General features: G+C 66.9%; 15 protein-coding genes. 9 read left to right on the top strand and 6 right to left on the bottom strand.

Features of this window, described 5'->3' with window-relative positions; all coding sequences use genetic code 11:
• On the bottom strand, positions 1-605 hold a 605-nt coding region (locus ACIQ42_RS06730; RefSeq protein WP_397421442.1), incomplete at its 3' end, for an efflux RND transporter periplasmic adaptor subunit.
• Between the two features lie 11 nt (positions 606-616).
• On the bottom strand, positions 617-2032 hold the full coding sequence (locus tag ACIQ42_RS06725) for an efflux transporter outer membrane subunit (protein WP_397421441.1): 1416 nt from the start codon (positions 2030-2032) through the stop codon (positions 617-619).
• A gap of 168 nt (positions 2033-2200) precedes the next feature.
• Here ACIQ42_RS06725 and ACIQ42_RS06720 point away from each other — a divergent pair, with 168 nt between their 5' ends.
• Complete coding sequence (locus ACIQ42_RS06720) at positions 2201-2971, top strand: TetR/AcrR family transcriptional regulator (RefSeq protein WP_397421440.1); 771 nt, start codon at positions 2201-2203, stop codon at positions 2969-2971.
• Between the two features lie 24 nt (positions 2972-2995).
• Here the strand turns inward: ACIQ42_RS06720 and ACIQ42_RS06715 are convergent, their stop codons facing one another.
• Positions 2996-4021 (bottom strand): SAM-dependent methyltransferase, encoded by a 1026-nt coding sequence (locus ACIQ42_RS06715; protein ID WP_397421439.1) that lies wholly within the window; start codon positions 4019-4021, stop codon positions 2996-2998.
• A 38-nt stretch (positions 4022-4059) separates the two neighbouring features.
• A complete protein-coding gene (locus ACIQ42_RS06710; RefSeq protein ID WP_397421438.1) occupies positions 4060-4854 on the bottom strand; it encodes a DUF1295 domain-containing protein in 795 nt (264 codons plus the stop codon).
• Positions 4855-4994: 140 nt separating this feature from the next.
• Between ACIQ42_RS06710 and ACIQ42_RS06705 the strand changes: the two genes are divergently transcribed.
• Together ACIQ42_RS06705 and ACIQ42_RS06700 are read left to right on the top strand one after the other, a co-directional pair.
• The gene (locus ACIQ42_RS06705; RefSeq protein ID WP_397421437.1) at positions 4995-6338 is read left to right on the top strand and encodes an NAD(P)/FAD-dependent oxidoreductase; all 1344 of its coding nucleotides are present in this window, start codon (positions 4995-4997) and stop codon (positions 6336-6338) included.
• Positions 6338-7114, top strand: a complete 777-nt coding sequence (locus ACIQ42_RS06700) for a DUF1365 domain-containing protein (protein WP_397421436.1) — start codon at positions 6338-6340, stop codon at positions 7112-7114. Before ACIQ42_RS06705 ends, ACIQ42_RS06700 begins: the two co-directional genes overlap by 1 nt.
• Here ACIQ42_RS06700 and ACIQ42_RS06695 read toward each other — a convergent pair.
• Both ACIQ42_RS06695 and ACIQ42_RS06690 read right to left on the bottom strand, forming a co-directional pair.
• The gene (locus tag ACIQ42_RS06695; RefSeq protein WP_397421435.1) at positions 7032-7874 is read right to left on the bottom strand and encodes a hypothetical protein; all 843 of its coding nucleotides are present in this window, start codon (positions 7872-7874) and stop codon (positions 7032-7034) included. The two genes, ACIQ42_RS06700 and ACIQ42_RS06695, sit on opposite strands and share 83 nt — an antisense overlap.
• A gap of 31 nt (positions 7875-7905) precedes the next feature.
• Positions 7906-8697 carry a class I SAM-dependent methyltransferase gene (locus ACIQ42_RS06690; RefSeq protein WP_397421434.1) on the bottom strand — a complete coding sequence of 264 codons (792 nt, stop codon included), beginning with the start codon at positions 8695-8697 and terminating at the stop codon, positions 7906-7908.
• 76 nt (positions 8698-8773) lie between these two features.
• On the opposite strand from ACIQ42_RS06690, the gene ACIQ42_RS06685 reads away from it, so the two are divergent.
• The 6 genes from ACIQ42_RS06685 to ACIQ42_RS06660 all read left to right on the top strand — a co-directional run.
• Positions 8774-9424, top strand: coding sequence for a LemA family protein (locus ACIQ42_RS06685; protein ID WP_397421433.1), 651 nt, complete (start codon positions 8774-8776; stop codon positions 9422-9424).
• The gene (locus ACIQ42_RS06680) at positions 9424-10203 is read left to right on the top strand and encodes a TPM domain-containing protein (protein ID WP_397421432.1); all 780 of its coding nucleotides are present in this window, start codon (positions 9424-9426) and stop codon (positions 10201-10203) included. Before ACIQ42_RS06685 ends, ACIQ42_RS06680 begins: the two co-directional genes overlap by 1 nt.
• A gap of 1 nt (position 10204) precedes the next feature.
• Positions 10205-10918, top strand: coding sequence for a TPM domain-containing protein (locus ACIQ42_RS06675; RefSeq protein WP_397421431.1), 714 nt, complete (start codon positions 10205-10207; stop codon positions 10916-10918).
• 104 nt (positions 10919-11022) lie between these two features.
• The gene (locus tag ACIQ42_RS06670; protein WP_397421430.1) at positions 11023-11487 is read left to right on the top strand and encodes a (2Fe-2S)-binding protein; all 465 of its coding nucleotides are present in this window, start codon (positions 11023-11025) and stop codon (positions 11485-11487) included.
• Positions 11488-11490: 3 nt separating this feature from the next.
• The gene (locus ACIQ42_RS06665) at positions 11491-13695 is read left to right on the top strand and encodes a molybdopterin cofactor-binding domain-containing protein (protein ID WP_397421429.1); all 2205 of its coding nucleotides are present in this window, start codon (positions 11491-11493) and stop codon (positions 13693-13695) included.
• A 243-nt stretch (positions 13696-13938) separates the two neighbouring features.
• A partial coding sequence (locus ACIQ42_RS06660; RefSeq protein ID WP_397421428.1) for a biotin carboxylase N-terminal domain-containing protein occupies positions 13939-15773 on the top strand: 1835 nt, incomplete at its 3' end.

The following is a 15773-nucleotide window of genomic DNA, read 5'->3' as shown; positions in this document are numbered from 1 at the left end:
ATCCGGAACCAGGGGTTGGCGCCGCCGGCAGAAAGGTCGCCGGGTCGCACATTCCGTTCGAGGATCAATCCCGATACGGGCGCCGTGACAGCGAGTTTGGCCGAGCGTGTCTTCAGGTCGCTGAAATTGGCGGCCTGTGCGCGGGCCTGTGCGCGGGCCGCCCGGGCCTGCAGACGGCGTTGCTCGATCTGTTCCTGCGACAGCACGCCCTGTCCGTCCAGATCGCGGACGCGATTGGCCTGATCCTCGGCCTGCAGGGCGTTGGCCTCGGCCTGGGCGGCGATGGCTTCCGCCTGCGCCACCTGGGAGGAGATCAAGGTTGGGTCGAGCTGCACCAGGGTTTGCCCTGCGCGGACATAGTCACCCACATCGGCCAGGACCCGTGCGACCCGGTAACCGTTGACCTCGGGCAGAACGGCGGCCTCCTCGCGGGCGATCATGTCGCCGGACGCCGCCAGGGCACCCGTGATCGGTCGCGCCTCGACCGTCACGATGCTAACCGCACGGGCCTGATCGGCCTCGGTCTGCTTCGCGGGCTCGGCCTTCTGGCAGGCGGCGAGCGCCAGCAGGGCCAGGATCGATAGGGAAGTTCTGATGGGATGCATACGGCTTTGTCTCATCGGGCCCGGGCGTAGGACTGGGGCGCCCAGCCTCCGCCCAGCGCCTTGTAGGCTTGAACGGAGCGCCGGAGCGCCTGGACCTGGGCGGCGGTCAGCTGGGCGCGGACGGCGCGCCAGGAACGTTCAGCCGACAGTGTTGTGGAAAGGTCGGTAAGGCCGCGGCTGTAGCCGGTGGCTGAGGCCTGATAGGCGCGCGCCGCGCGGGTTTCACCGTCGGTCAGCAGGACGACGCGCCGGCGGTCGGCCTCGAGGCTGACCAGGGCGCTCTCGGACTCCTGAAACGCCGTCTGCACGGACTTTTCGTAGGCGGTTACGGCCTGTTCGGTGCGCGCGTTGCGGACCTTCAGTTCGGTCATCAGGCGCGGAATCGACAGGATCGGCTGGGAGATGGAGCCGCCGATCGACCAGTTCTGGGACTCGGACGAGAAATTGGGCTGGACGATCTTCGACCACCCGATTCCCGGGGACAGGGTGAAGGTCGGGAAGAACGCAAGCGCGGCCAGTTGCTCCTGGCCGACCGCTGATCGGAGCCGCTGCTGGGCCTGGCGGACATCCGGACGTCGCTGGAGCAGGTCGCTGGGGATCAGGACCGGGACAGCCGGCGCCTCGCCGACGACGGGAGGCGCGGCCACGTTCACCGTCGGCTCGACCGTGCGCCCGGCAAGAATCAGGATGGCGCGTTTCTGGATCTGGAGCTGGGCTTCCAGGCCAGCCACCTGGGCCTGGGCCTGGGCCAGGTCTCCGGCGACCCGATCCGGCTCCGTCGAGGCTGCCAGGCCCACGGCGGCGCGTTTGCTGGCCACCTCGTAAAGCTGCGTCTGGATCCGCGCGGTTTCCTGCGCGTCGGCCAGCTGGATCGCCAGGCCGCGCGCCTGGAAATAGGCGTCAGCGGTCTGGGCCGCGATTCCGGCGCGGGCGGCCTCATAGGCGAACCGGATCGTATCGACTTCGGCGTTGGCCGACCTGCCGGCCAAGAGGGCTCGGCCGAAGGGATCGACTTCCCAGCTGACGTTGAAATTCGCCGAATAGTTCTCCGACGTTCCGTCGTTCGTGAACCCGGGGATGTTGGCCCGGGTCCCGGACAGCTGCTCGGTCGTGGTCTCGCGACCGCCGGCCGTGGCGTTGCCCGTGGGCAGGTACTGCAGGATCGCGCTGGTCCGCTGCGCCTTCACCTCGTCAAGACGGGACCTCGCCGTGCGGATGTCCGGATTACGGACCAGGGCCTGCTCGATCAGGGTAGTCAGCTCGGGATCGTTGAAGGCGGTCCACCAGGTGTCGAGCACGATGGATCCCGGAGGCGCGGCGGGCGTTTCGTAAGCCGTCGGCAGGGCCAGATCCGCCTTGCGCGCCGTCACGCACCCGGCCAACGCCAGGGCGGCCAGTGACACAGAGGCGATAGTGGCAAGTCGCATTCGTTTATCGTTCACGCGGCTGGTCAACAGAGAGCGGCGCGCAAGGCGCCGGAGCATCGCGCATTCTTCAGCGTATCCCCGCAGAGTCTCTTCGGACCCTTGCAAATCGGCATTTGCCGGAAACTCCGTATGATGTAAAGTGTTTTATCTGTAATGTTCGGGGGCGGCATGACTGCGGATACCACCGATCGCGGCGACCCCCAGCGGAGCCTTGAACGGCGCTGGGGTCGGCAAGAGCCGGGACGGCGCGGGCCGAAACAAAGCCTGTCGACCGCCGAGGTCGTCGACACGGCCATCGCGCTGGCGGACAAGCAGGGCGTGCAGGCCCTGTCGATGCGCAAGGTGGCCGAGGCCGTGGGGGTTTCCCCCATGTCGCTCTACACCTACGTGCCCTCGAAGGCCGAGCTTCTGGATCTGATGTTCGACCGGGTGCTGGGCGATACCGCAGATCCCGACGACACGGTCGTCGGCTGGCGCCAGCAATTGGCGTTCATGGCGCGCGAACGATGGACGCTCAGTGAGCGCCATCCCTGGCTGCTGGATCTGGCGACCCACAGGCCGCCGCTGGGGCCCAACATGATGCAAAAGGGGCTGGCGATGCTGAGCGCGGTCGTGACCATGGGTTTGACGCCGCAGGAGACGGGCCTGGCCGCCGATCTGCTGCAGGACTACATCACCGGCGCCCTGCGCTCAGCGCGCGAGGCTCGCGAGGCCGAACAAGTAACCGGGCTCACTGATGAGCAGTGGTTTTCCATCGTCTGGCCGGCGCTGGAGAAAAACCTGGATCAGCAGCACCTGCACATCATCGGCCAGATCAGCGAAGGACGCCGCGAACAAATGCGCTCGCCCGACGAGCGAACCGCGAGATTCGAGTTCGGCCTGCAGCGCGTGCTGGATGGGCTTGAGGCCTTTGTTCAGACACGCCAGGCGACGACCTGACGACCGGCCTCGTCGGCCCCGGGATTACGCGGGCCGCAGCCGATAGTGGCTGACGCCCCATTCTGTGCCGCCGCGGTGGCCGAACAGTCCCGCCGTCGCCAGGAAGAACAGCCGCCAGCGTCGATGCCAGAGCGTGGCGTCCTTGCCGTAGACGGTCTCCAGAACCGGGCGGATCTTCGCGAGATTGCTGTCGTAGAGTTCAAGCCAGTGGAGCGCTGTCTTCTGATAGTGGCTGCCGCTCCAGCGCCAGTCCTGCTCCAGCACAAAGAGGTCCGGGAACTGGGCGATCAATCCGTGGCTGGGCATTACCCCGCCAGAGAAGAAGTACTTGCCGATCCAGTCGGCCTCATCGTTCAGGTCGAAGCGATACGGCGCGGTCTTGTGAGTGAACACGTGGATGAACAACCGTCCATCCGGCTTGAGCCAGGTCTTCACCCGGCTCAGGAGAGCCCGCCAGTTGGCCATGTGCTCGAACATTTCCACCGAAACCACGCGGTCGAAGGCGCCAGGCGCCTCGAAGTCGTTCATGTCGCAGGTGATGATCTCGAGGTTTGTCAGGCCACGCTCGGCGGCGCGCGCCAGGATGAATTCGCGCTGGCTGGCGGAATTGGAAACACCGGTGATGCGGGCCTTGGGATAGGTCTTGGCCATCCAGAGCGACAATGAGCCCCAGCCGCAGCCCAACTCCAGGATCTGCTGGCCGTCTTGCAGGTCGGCATGCTCGGCGGTCTCGCGCAGGCCCTGCTCCTCGGCCTGGGCCAGGGTATCGCCGGGATTGAGGTACAGGGCGCTGGAATACTTCAGTTGCGGGCCCAGGCAGTTCAGGAAGAACTCGGCCGGCAGTTCGTAGTGCTGGGCGTTGGCGGCGTCAGCGTGCTCGGCGATCGGCCGCTCGGCCATCTCGCGCGCAAAGGCCGACTCCGTGCCGGGGCCGGCCCCGACCAGCTGGCGGCGCGCATTGGCGACCAGCAGGGTGATGGCGGTCCTGCGGACGACATCGGGAAGCGGCGCGCCCTCAAAGGCGTCGATGGTGGCGGCGATCAGGCTCATGCGGGAAAAAACTCGACAACTCGGGTTGAGGGCCGCGCTTAGCGCGCCCTGGGCGGGAAGGGGAAGAACACGCTCACCCGCTGCTGATACGCGCGGAACAGGTCACCCCGTGATTTCAGCATCGTCTGCTCCAGCAGCGGCACGCCCGACACGTAGCGCAGCAGGCCGTACATGACGATGGGCGCGGTCAGGCTGAGCCAGGTGACAGGCTGCGTCGGGACCAGAGCCATGGCTGGATAGGCCATCCAGCCCAGCCACTGGAAAAAGTAGTTCGGATGCCGCGACCAGGCCCACAGGCCGCGATCCATCACCTGGCCCTTGTTGTCGGGGCTCGCGCGAAATTCCTTCATCTGGTTGTCGGAAACGCCCTCACCGATAATCGCGATCAGAAAGATCGCGACGCCCAGCGCATCGCGCAGGTCCAGCGTCGCCTCGGGCCGGTGGGCGGCCAGCACCACCGAGATCGCCAGCAGGGCCGTCGCCGGCGCCTGCGGCAGAGTGACGAACAGCATCCGGAAGGGGTAGGTCCTGGGGTCGCCGTCGCGGAACGCAGCATAGCGGATATCCTCAGGGTGGCCGGCGACACGGGGCGTCAGATAAAGCCCCAGCCTGACGCCCCAGATCAGCATGAACGCCGCCACCAGCCACTGGCGAGGTTCGTACGCCGCGTCGCCGACAGGAAAGAGCGCCGCCGCGGCCAGGACGGCGCCGGTGCCCCAGGTCCAGAACACGTCCGTCCAGCCGCCATTGCGCCGCGCCATTCCGAATGCCCAGGCCGACAGCATCACGCCCAGCATCGCCGCCAGCACACCTGGAACCATCACCAACAGCATCCGACACTCCTGTTGCAGCCATACGAACACGTCCCGGGCGCGGACGCATCCGGGACTGTGATCCGACCGTAGGCTTTGCTAAGCAGAAGTACGTTGGGATCGCACGTACTTTGTGCTCACAGAGATAGGGATTACCTGGCTTGGAAACGAGTTCGAACCCGCGGTTGAATGTGGCCGTCATCGGCGCGGGAATTGCCGGTCTCTCCACCGCCTGGCTGCTATCTGGCAAACATAAGGTGACCCTGTTCGAGGCTGATCCCCGACTGGGCGGCCACGCCCACACCGCCGATGCGCCCGGCTACCATGGCACTGTGCCGGTCGACACCGGGTTCATCGTCTATAACGAGGGCAATTATCCCAATTTCACAGCCCTGCTGGATCATCTGGACGTGCCCAGCCTCAACGCGGACATGTCCCTCAGCGTTTCGCTGGATGACGGGGCGTTCGAGTACTCCAGCTTTGGTCTTGGCGGCGTCTTCGCCCAGAAACGCAATCTGCTGTCGCCCCGGTTCTGGCGGCTCCTGCTGGATATCTCACGGTTCTTCCGCACGGCGCCGCGCGACGTCGCCGAGCTGGAGCGCAACGCCACGCCGCTGGACGACTATCTGAAGGCCAAGGGCTATGGCCCGGCCTTCCGCGACGACCACCTGCTGCCGCAGGCCGCGGCCATCTGGTCGACCCCGCTTGACCAGATCGGCAGCTACCCCGCCGCGTCGTTGATCCGGTTTTTCCAGAACCACGGTATGATGACCATCACCGGCCGCGGGCTGTGGCGCACGGTGGCGGGCGGCTCGCGGGCCTATGTCACCCGGCTGGCCGAGGCCTTCCAGGGCGAGGTGCGCAAGGGCGTGCGCGTGGCCGGCGTCCACCGCGACGCCAACGGTGTGGAGCTGCGCCTGGCCGGCGGCTTGCGGGAACGGTTCGATCATGTGGTGATCGCCACTCACGGCGACGCCGCGCTGGGCCTGCTGGATGATCCGACACCTGACGAGAAACGGCTGCTGGGCGCTTTCAGATACAGCCGCAACCTGATCGCCCTGCACACGGACACCGTGCTCATGCCCAGGCGCCGGGCGGCCTGGACCAGCTGGAACCACATCGGCCTGCGCAGCGCGCCGGGCGAAGGGGCGGTGACCTACTGGATGACGCGTTTGCAGAGCCTGCAGGGCGCGCCGGACCTGTTCGCCACGCTCAACCCCAACAAGGAAATCGCCGCCGACAAGCTGATCAAGACCGAGGTTTACGACCATCCCCTGTTTGACGCCGGCGCCATCGCCGCCCAGCAGGAAATCTGGGACATCCAGGGCGCCCGGCGGACCTGGTTCTGCGGCTCCTACCTGGGGCACGGCTTTCATGAGGATGCGCTGCAGTCGGGCCTTGCGGTGGCCGAACAGCTTGGCGGCGTGCGTCGGCCCTGGACCGTCGAGAATGAAAGCGGCCGCATCCATGTGCGGCCGGCCCCACAGGCGGAGGCGGCGGCCTGATGTTCGCTTCCGGGCTCTATGCCGGGGTGGTGAGCCATACCCGGCTGAAGCCGAGGCGCCACGCTCTACGCTATCGCATCTTCATGTTGCTGCTGGATCTGGACGAACTGGAGGCGCTGGACCGGGGCCTGAAGCTGTTTTCGCTGAGGCGCTTCAATCTGGTGGGGTTCAATCCCGCCCGGCACGGCGATGGCTCGTCCACACCGCTCAAGGCCCAGGTCGAGGCGCAACTGGCCTCGGCGGCCATCCCTTATGGCGGAAGCATCCGGATGCTGGCCATGCCGACCATTCTGGGGATGGGGTTTAACCCGATCACGGTGTTCTTCTGTCACCGCCCGGACGGGGCGTTGAGTGCGATCCTGTACGAGGTCAACAACACCTTCGGCGAACGTCACAGCTATCTGATCCCGGCAGAGGATGCGCCGGTGGTGAAACAGGCCTGCGACAAGGGCTTCTACGTCTCCCCCTTCATGGACATGGACTTAAGCTACGCCTTCCGGGTGCGCCCGCCTGGCGAGCAGGTGCAGGTCTTGGTAGATGTCGACGACGCCGAGGGCCGGGTGCTGGCCACGGGATTTGTGGCGACGCGACAGGAGCTCACCGACCGGGCGCTGGCCCGCGCCTGGTTGACCCATCCATTGATGACGCTGGGCGTGGTCGGCGCCATTCACTGGGAGGCGCTCTGGATCTGGCTCAAGGGCGAGAAGGTGCGCCAGCGGCCGGCGAAACCGGCGTGGCCGGTGACGGTGGTGACGCGAGCGTCACTTGCGGCCTGAAGCTGGCGACGAGACCTTCCATCGGCGCCTGGCTCACCTGAATGGATCCCCCTCGCGGACGATCCAGATCCAGAATGAGGGTGAGCGCCAGGGTGAGCAGCAGGAACATGAGCGCCGAGACTGACCGATGGCTTCGACTGGAGCCGCTCAGCGCAAACCCCAGGACGCCCGCCGCGACGACGGCATAGACAAACAGGACAACGGCGACGGTCGCCGGCAACCTGGCGGCATGGGCCGCCTCGCGCTCGGCGCCGATATCGATGGTTTCGTTGACGGCGCTGACCACCAGGGCCGCCAGGGGTGTGGTCCGGATCGGCGCCACCCCGGCCAGGGTGTCGGCCTGGAGCCGCTCGCGCAGGACTTCAGACTGTACGGCGAGCTGAGGCTTCTGGGCGGCATCCGCCTGCCCGTAGAGCAGGCGGGTCCGCGCATAGTCGCGCAGCAGGGAGGACAGCGCCGGCCCGGCCGGCGCCTCGAGCAACTGGACACGCATCTCTGCGGTGCCGATCGCATTGGCTTCGGACACCACCAGCGCGCGCCGCGTCTCAAAGCGGTCCAGCGCCATGCCGAAGGTGAAGCCAATCAGCAGAGCCAGCAGCCCGAACACGCCGGAGAGGATATACCCGTGCGCCGCGTCACGATGCGGATCGTCCGCTGATCGCGAGCCCAGTCTGGCTCCGAGCTCACAGGCCCCCATCAGGCCGGCAAGACTCAGGAGGCCGATCAGGCCCAGCGGCCAAGTGTTCAGTATCGCATCCATATTCGGTTTCGTCCCCCAACGCGTCCCGGCTCTAGCCTGCGCTCACGGTCGGCGCGCCGGCCTTCCGGAACACCCAGATGTCGCCGTCGCCGTGCAGGTCGATCGGCGGACGATCCAGGACGAACCCCGCCTCGGTGGCGAAAATGACCGGGTCCTGCATATAGAGGACCAGCCGCTCGGAGGAGCGTTGCAGTTCCGCGCCCGAAGCGTCCACCACCGTGTAGTCCAGCACCTGCTCCAGCCGGTTGATGCCTTCGCGGAACTGCCGCTCGCGAACATAGAGGCGCAGACGACGTCCGTCCTGCAGCGGAAGATCCTTGACCATTGCGCGAGGGTCAATAGGCCCGAGGCTGCGCATCAACTCCAGCCTGGGCAGATGCACGGCGAACAGTCCGCCGCCTTCCAGATGGCGCGCCGCATTGCGAAAGCCGTTTCGCCAGGCCGCGCCTGCAGGGACATGCGCCAGCGTGTGATAGGGGCATATCGCCAGATCGAAGGTCTGTTTCAGATCCACGGAGGTGAGGTCGCCCAGACGCAGCGAGATCCTGGCCGCCACCTCGGGCTCCAGATCCTCGACGTGGCGCTTCGCCTGGGCCAGCATGGCGGCGGCGATATCCACGCCGGTGATCGTGAAACCCCGTCGCGCCAGATTGCAGGTCAGCCGACCGGTGCCGGCGCCCAGCTCAAGGATCGTGGCGCCGGGCTCGGCCAGGCCCGCATAGATATCCTCGTCGCCGCGCAGACGCAGGTCGGCGGCGGTGATCAGGTCGTAGTGGGCGGCGCTCAGCGCGCCGTCGCCATAATAGGACCTCGTCTTCGCCATGGGTTGTTTGTGCCCGCACTGTTGCGCCAGATCAATGCGGGGTCCACATATCCGCCAGATGATCGGGGAAATGCCCATGACCAACCTGACCCGGAACCTCAAGCGCCTGGCGCTGGTGATGCTGCTGCCGCTGGCGCTCGGCGCCTGCGGGATCAACGCGATCCCCACCAAGGAAGAGAAGGCCAAGGCCCAGTGGGCTGAGGTCCAGAACCAGTATCAACGCCGCAGCGATCTGATCCCCAACCTCGTCGCCACCGTCAAAGGTTACGCAGCCCAGGAGAGCTCGGTCCTGATCGGGGTTTCTGAAGCCCGCGCGGGCGCCATGCAGGTGAAGTCCGACGCCAGTATCACCACCGATCCGGCGGCGTTCCAGCGCTATGCCGCGGCGCAGAACAGCCTGTCGCTGGCCCTGGCACCCATGCGGGTGCTGCAGGAGAATTACCCCGACCTGAAGTCGAACACGAACTTCATGGCGCTGCAAAGCCAGCTGGAAGGCACCGAGAACCGCATCGCCATCTCGCGCCGCGACTACAACGAGGCGGTGCGTGATCTGAACACCACGCTGCGGACGTTCCCGCAGGTGATCTGGGCCAGGACCATGTACGCCTCGTCGAAGCCCATGGAGCTGTTCCAGGCCACGGCCTCGGCCCAGTCCGCGCCCAGCGTAGACTTCGCACCGGCCGGCGCAGCGCCAGGCTCAGCGCCGCCTGAACCCGCAAAGCCGTGATGTCGATGGCAGGCGCGCGGGGTCTGATCCTCGCGCTCCTGATCCTGCTGTTCCCGGCGAGCGCCTTTTCAGCGCCCACCTTCCCGCCGCTGACCGGGCGCGTGGTCGACAACGCCCAGCTTCTGTCGCCACAGACCGAAGCGAAACTGACCGGCGAGCTTGCCGCCCTGGAACAGAAGACCGGCCGCCAGCTGGTGGTCGCCACCCTGCCAACCCTGCAGGGCTATGAGATCGAGGACTACGGCAATCAGTTGCTCCGCACCTGGGGCATCGGCCGAAAGGCCGAGAACGATGGCGTGATCCTGATCGTGGCGCCCAATGAAAAGGCTGTCCGCGTCGAGGTCGGCTATGGCCTCGAGCCGGTGCTGACGGACGCGCTATCGAGCGTGATCATCCACCGCGCCCTGTTGCCGGCTTTCCGCGAAGGCCGGTTTGAGGATGGCGTCGTCGCCGGGACCGAGGCGTTGGTGAAACAGCTGGAACTTCCAGACCCGGAAGCCCGGGCCCTTGTCGCTCAGGCGGCTGCGCAGGGCGCATCGCAATCAATGCCCCGCGGCTCGGGCATCGCCCTGCTCGTCGCGATGGTCGTTGTGTTCCTGATCCTGAGCGTTCTGATGCGCGTCTTCGGCGTGCGGCGTACCGGCATAGGCCTCTGGTGGCTGGCCTCGGTCCTGATGTCCAACGCGGGACGAGGCAGTGGCGGCTGGAGCAGCGGCGGCGGCGGGTTCTCCGGCGGCGGCGGATCGGGCGGCGGCGGCGGCGCGTCGGGACGGTGGTAGGATGAAGACGGCTCGTCTCACACCTGCGGATCTGTCGGCGATTGAAGCGGCCGTGCGCGAGGCCGAGACCCGGACGTCCGGAGAGATCTACTGCGTCGTCGCTGAAGAGAGCTCGGACTATCACGGCACCCCCATCGCCTGGGGCGCGGGTGTCGCGTTGCTGGCGCCGGCGATCCTGCTGGCCATGGGCCTCCAGGTCAGCGCGCCGGATACGCTTTCCATCGGCGGCTGGACCGCATCCCAGGTCGAGGATGTCGGCGAGGCTGCCGCTCACGCCGCTCTTGTCGGGACCCTTGTGCTTCAGGCCGTCCTGTTCGTGGCGACCGTCTTGCTGGTCTCGATCCCGCCCATCCGCCGCGCCCTGACCCCGCCCGGCATGAAACGAAGCCAGGTGCGCCAGAGGGCCGAGGAGCAGTTCCTCGCCAGGAACCTGCACACCACGCGCGAGCGCACCGGCGTCCTGATCTATGTGTCCTTCGCCGAGCGGATGGCGGAGCTGATCGCCGACGAGACCATCCACGCCCAGGTCGCCGAGCGCACCTGGGACTCCGCCATGGCGGCGCTGATCGAGGGGCTCAGGCGCGGCGACGCCGTCGGCGGCTTCCGCGCCGCCATCAGCCAGTGCGCCGACGTCCTGCAGCAGGGCTTCCCCGCGCGGCCTGATGATAACCCCAATGAGCTTTCTGACGCGGTTGTGGTGTTGCCGCCGGCCTAGCAGTCGCCGCGCGGCGTGTTCTTTTTCGAGTCTAGGCGCAGAGCCGCTTTGCGGCACCCTGATCGCGCGTTACCATCTCTCCAAAATCAGGAGAAGACCGGGCCATGGCCTATACTCTGAACGTCAACGGCAAGGCGCTCAGCGCCGATGTCGACGGTGACACGCCGTTGCTGTGGACCCTGCGGGACACGCTGGGAATTCTGGGCCCGAAATTCGGATGCGGGGTCGCGGCCTGCGGGGCCTGTACGGTCCACGTTGACGGCCAACCGATGCGCTCCTGCCAGATCCCGACCGAGAGCGTCGGCAAGGCAAAGATCAGCACCATCGAAGGGATGAGCACCCACGCCATTGGCAAGAAGGTGCAGGCGGCCTGGATGGAGCTGGACGTGGCCCAGTGCGGCTACTGCCAGCCAGGCCAGATCATGTCGGCGACGGCGCTCTTGTCAAAGACGCCAAAGCCCACCGACGCCCAGATTGACGAGGCCATGAACGGCAACATCTGTCGTTGTGCGACCTACACGCGGATCCGCGCCGCCATCAAGCGCGCCTCCGGCCAGAAGGAGGCCTGAGCCATGACCTATCATGACGTGAAGGCGAATCGCCGCGAGATCCTGGCCTCGGTCAGCGCCGCTGGCCTGACCCTGTCGTTCGCCGTGGCGCCCAAGGCCGGCGCCCAGGGTGCGGGCGTGACACCGCTGAACGCCTATGTGCGGGTGGCGCCCAGTGGCGTCGTCACCATCATGGCCAAGAACCCCGAGCTCGGCCAGGGCGTCAAGACGATGCTGCCCATGCTGATCGCCGAGGAACTCGACGTGGCGTGGGAGAACGTCCGGGTCGAGCAGGCGCTGAGCGATCCCAAGACCTTTGGCCGCCAGTTCGCCGGCGGCAGCATGGCCACCCCGCTGCATTGGGAAGAACTGCGCCGGGTCGGCGCCGTGGCGCGCGCCATGCTGATCCAGGCCGCAGCGCTGGCCTGGAACTGCCCGCCCGGAGAATGCTCAACAACGCCGGGTAATGTGCTGCACAAGGCGTCCGGCAAGTCGCGGACCTATGGCTCCCTGGCGCTGGCCTGCGCCACGATCACCCCGCCCGACCCCAAGTCACTGACGCTCAAGGATCCCAAGACCTACCGGATCATCGGCAAGGCGACCCCGCAGTACGATGTGGCCAAGATCGTCACCGGCGCGCCGCTGTTCGGCATCGATGTGGTGCGGCCCGGCATGCTGTTCGCCACCTACCAGAAGGCCGGCGTGTTCGGCGCCAAGGTGGCCAGCGCTGATGTGAGCGGCGCCCTGGCGGTGAAGGGCGTGCGCAAGGCCTTCGTGGTGGAAGGGACGGCAGACGCCATGTCGCCCCCCGGCTCGCTCGGCCAGGGCCTGCTGCCCGGCGTGGCGGTTGTGGCGGACACCTGGTGGGCGGCGAACAAGGGTCGGAACAAGCTCAACATCACCTGGGCCGACCATCCGACCTCAAGCCAGTCCAGCAAGGGCTTCGCCGCCCAGGCGAAGGCGCTCTCGGCGGGCAAGGGGCAGCGTACGACCCGCAACGACGGTGACGTCGACGCCGCCCTGGCCAGTGCGGCCAAGACCGTCGAGGCGACCTATTTCTACCCCTACCTCAGCCACGCAAACATGGAGCCCCAGAACTGCACGGCCGAGTTCAAGGACGGCAAGCTCGAGATCTGGGCGCCAACCCAGAACCCGGAACCGGGCCGCCAGCTCTGCGCGCGGACGCTCGGCATGAAGCCCGAGGACATTACGGTTCATATGGTGCGGGCCGGCGGCGGCTTCGGTCGGCGCCTGGCCAACGACTACATGGTCGAGGCCGCCTGGATCGCGCGGGAGACCGGCGCGCCGGTCAAGCTCCTGTGGACCCGCGAAGACGACATGCAGCATGACCACTATCGTCCGGCAGGTTTCCACACCTTCCGCGGCGGGGTTGATGCGGCGGGCAATCTGGTGGCCCTGCACGATCACTTCGTGACCTTCGGCAACGGCACAGCGACCTCGAACAGCGCGGGCATGGCGGCGGCGGAGTATCCCGCCCAGTTCGTGCCCAACCTGCGCTACGAGATCAGCATGATGCCGTCCGGCATTCCGACCGGTCCCCTGCGGGCGCCGGGCTCGAATGCGCTGGCCTTCGTGTTCCAGTCCTTCATCGACGAAATGGCCCATGCGGCCAAGGCCGATCCGCTCGCCTTCCAGATAAAGCTGCTGGGCGACAAGCCCGTGGTCGGCACGGCGCCGGCCGCCTATGGCGCGGGCCGGATGGCCGGCGTTCTGAAGGCTGTTGGTGAAATGTCCGGCTGGGCGGGTCGCGGCAAGCTGCCCAAGGGCGAGGGCATGGGCGTGGCCTGTTACTACAGCCATCTGGGCTACTTCGCCGAGGTGGCGCATGTGGCTGTGGCGCCGGACGGCGCCATCAAGGTCAAGAAGGTCTGGGTGGCCGCCGACGTGGGCCGCCAGATCATCAATCCGCACGGCGCGCTGAACCAGGTTCAGGGCTCGGTGCTGGACGGCCTGTCCGAGGCGCTGCACCAGCAGATCACCATCGACGCCGGTCGCGTGGAGCAGAACAACTTCACCGACTATCGGCTGATGCGGATCTCCGAGGCGCCGGCTGTGGAGGTGAAGTTCGTGATCACCGAATTCCCGCCGACGGGACTGGGCGAACCGGCCCTGCCGCCGGTGATCCCGGCCCTGACCAACGCCATCTTCGCGGCCACCGGCAAGCGCATCCGCAGCCTGCCGATACAGACGGATATGCTGAAGGCCTGAACTTCCGGGTTCAGGCTCCCGGATAGAGGATGATCTCGGTACACCGGAAAGCTGTGGTCAGCTTTCCGGTGGCCTTGTCTTCGATGTGGGTGCGGTTTGAGGGCGCGGGCGTGGGGCTCGGCGCAGGTCTGAAGACACTTCCCTCGGCCTTGCGGCGCGCAATTGTCGCCAAAGGCGCTTGGCGTCAGCCGCCGCATGCGCATGATGGCCCAACGGCGCATCAAGGCCGAGGGGATGAAACCAGTGAAGACGCTTCTGATCGCCAACCGTGGCGAAATCTCCGTGCGGATTGCGCGGACCGCCGCCGAGTTGGGGATCGCCACGGTGGCGGTCTATTCCGAGGACGACGCCGCCTCGCTGCACACCCGCAAATCCGACACCGCCGTAGGTCTCAAAGGCGCCGGCCCGGCGGCCTACCTCGACATCGATCAGGTGGTGTCCGCGGCTCTGGCCAGCGGCGCCGACGCTGTGCATCCGGGTTATGGCTTCCTGAGCGAGAACGCTGCATTTGCGCGAGCCTGCGCCGCGGCCGGCCTCACCTTCGTCGGTCCCACGCCCGAGACGCTGGAGCTGTTTGGCGACAAGGGCAGGGCGCGGGCCCTGGCGCAGCAGTGCAGGGTTCCGGTGCTGGCCGGGACTGATGGTCCGACAACTCTGGAGGCCGCGAAGGCCTTTCTCGCCGCCCATGGGCCCGTGATGGTCAAGGCGGTGGCCGGCGGCGGCGGGCGAGGCATGCGGCCGGCCACAACCCCGGCCGAACTCGAACAGGCCTTTGAGCGATGTGCGTCGGAGGCGCTTTCGGCCTTCGGCAACGGCGACCTCTATGTCGAGCGATTTCTGGCCCGCGCCCGCCACATCGAGGTGCAGATCATCGGGGACGGCGCTACGGTCAGCCATCTCTATGATCGCGAGTGCTCACTGCAGCGCCAACGCCAGAAGGTGGTGGAGGTCGCCCCTGCCGATACGGTATCGCCTGCTGTCCGTCAGCGGTTGTTCGATCACGCCGTCGCACTGGCCCAGGCCGCAAGCTATCGCAGCCTGGGAACCATGGAGTTCCTGGTCGATGGCGAAGACCTTGTCTTCATCGAGGGCAATGCGCGGCTGCAGGTGGAGCACACCGTCACCGAGGAAATCCTTGGCCTGGACCTGGTGGCCCTGCAACTCCGGATCGCCTCCGGCGCCACACTGCCGGATCTGACCCTGACGCAGGCCGAGGCCCCGACGCCGCGCGGTCATGCCGTACAGGTCCGTATCAATCTGGAAACCATGGCCGCCGATGGATCGGCAAAGCCGGCCGGCGGCCTGTTGAGCGCCTTTGATCCGCCTGCCGGTCCCGGGGTGCGGGTGGATGGGTTCGGCTACGCCGGCTATCGCACCAGCGCCCGCTTTGACAGTCTGCTGGCCAAGCTGATCGTCCATGCGGGGATGGGCGGATTGTCGGCCGCCGTGACCAAGGCCTACCGCGCGCTGTCGGAGTTCCGCCTGGAGGGTTCGGCCAGCAACATCGGCTTCCTGCAGACCCTGTTGGCCCATCCGGCGGTGTCTGCCGGCGAGGTCCACACCCGCTTCATCGAGGAACACATGGCCGAGCTGGCCGTGACGCCGGACGCCCACCGCCGCCTCTACTTCGACGCCGCCCCTTCAGTCGCCAGAGCCGCACCAAAACGGGCGGGCTATCAGATCGACGCGGTCGATCCGCTGGCCGTGCTGGCGCTTGGCAAGGAAACCGTCGAAGTCGCCGAGATCGACGACGCGCCGGATGGCCCGGAAGGAACCCGGCCGCTACGCGCGCCTCTTCAGGGCACGGTGATCAGCGTTTCGGTCGCGGCGGGCGACACCGTCCGCGCGGGGCAGCCGCTGATGATCATGGAGGCCATGAAAATGGAGCACGTGATCACAGCCGAGGTTTCGGGGATCATCCGCCAGGTGAGCGTAGAGGTGGGCGACACCGTATTTGACGACCATCCGCTGGCCTTCATCGAGGAAACCGGGATCGAGGGTGGCGACGAGGTCGCTGCCGAGGCGATCGACCTCGATTTCATCCGGCCCGATCTGGCCGAGGTGCTGGACCGCCATCG

The organism is Phenylobacterium sp. (assembly GCF_044372605.1).
Taxonomy (GTDB): Bacteria; Pseudomonadota; Alphaproteobacteria; order Caulobacterales; family Caulobacteraceae; genus Phenylobacterium.
The sequence above is the reverse complement of the archived record's forward strand: the minus strand, read 5'-3'. Positions and strand labels throughout refer to the sequence as shown.

Excerpts from the sequence above, each read along its gene's own strand:
- ACIQ42_RS06680 (WP_397421432.1), top strand. The coding sequence starts at position 9,424 with ATGTCGATGGCAGGCGCGCGGGGTCTGATCCTCGCGCTCCTGATCCTG.
- ACIQ42_RS06690 (WP_397421434.1), bottom strand. The coding sequence starts at position 8,697 with ATGGCGAAGACGAGGTCCTATTATGGCGACGGCGCGCTGAGCGCCGCC.
- ACIQ42_RS06695 (WP_397421435.1), bottom strand. The coding sequence starts at position 7,874 with ATGGATGCGATACTGAACACTTGGCCGCTGGGCCTGATCGGCCTCCTG.
- ACIQ42_RS06670 (WP_397421430.1), top strand. The coding sequence starts at position 11,023 with ATGGCCTATACTCTGAACGTCAACGGCAAGGCGCTCAGCGCCGATGTC.
- ACIQ42_RS06710 (WP_397421438.1), bottom strand. The coding sequence starts at position 4,854 with ATGCTGTTGGTGATGGTTCCAGGTGTGCTGGCGGCGATGCTGGGCGTG.
- ACIQ42_RS06725 (WP_397421441.1), bottom strand. The coding sequence starts at position 2,032 with ATGCGACTTGCCACTATCGCCTCTGTGTCACTGGCCGCCCTGGCGTTG.
- ACIQ42_RS06685 (WP_397421433.1), top strand. The coding sequence starts at position 8,774 with ATGACCAACCTGACCCGGAACCTCAAGCGCCTGGCGCTGGTGATGCTG.
- ACIQ42_RS06715 (WP_397421439.1), bottom strand. The coding sequence starts at position 4,021 with ATGAGCCTGATCGCCGCCACCATCGACGCCTTTGAGGGCGCGCCGCTT.
- ACIQ42_RS06675 (WP_397421431.1), top strand. The coding sequence starts at position 10,205 with ATGAAGACGGCTCGTCTCACACCTGCGGATCTGTCGGCGATTGAAGCG.
- ACIQ42_RS06665 (WP_397421429.1), top strand. The coding sequence starts at position 11,491 with ATGACCTATCATGACGTGAAGGCGAATCGCCGCGAGATCCTGGCCTCG.
- ACIQ42_RS06700 (WP_397421436.1), top strand. The coding sequence starts at position 6,338 with ATGTTCGCTTCCGGGCTCTATGCCGGGGTGGTGAGCCATACCCGGCTG.
- ACIQ42_RS06720 (WP_397421440.1), top strand. The coding sequence starts at position 2,201 with ATGACTGCGGATACCACCGATCGCGGCGACCCCCAGCGGAGCCTTGAA.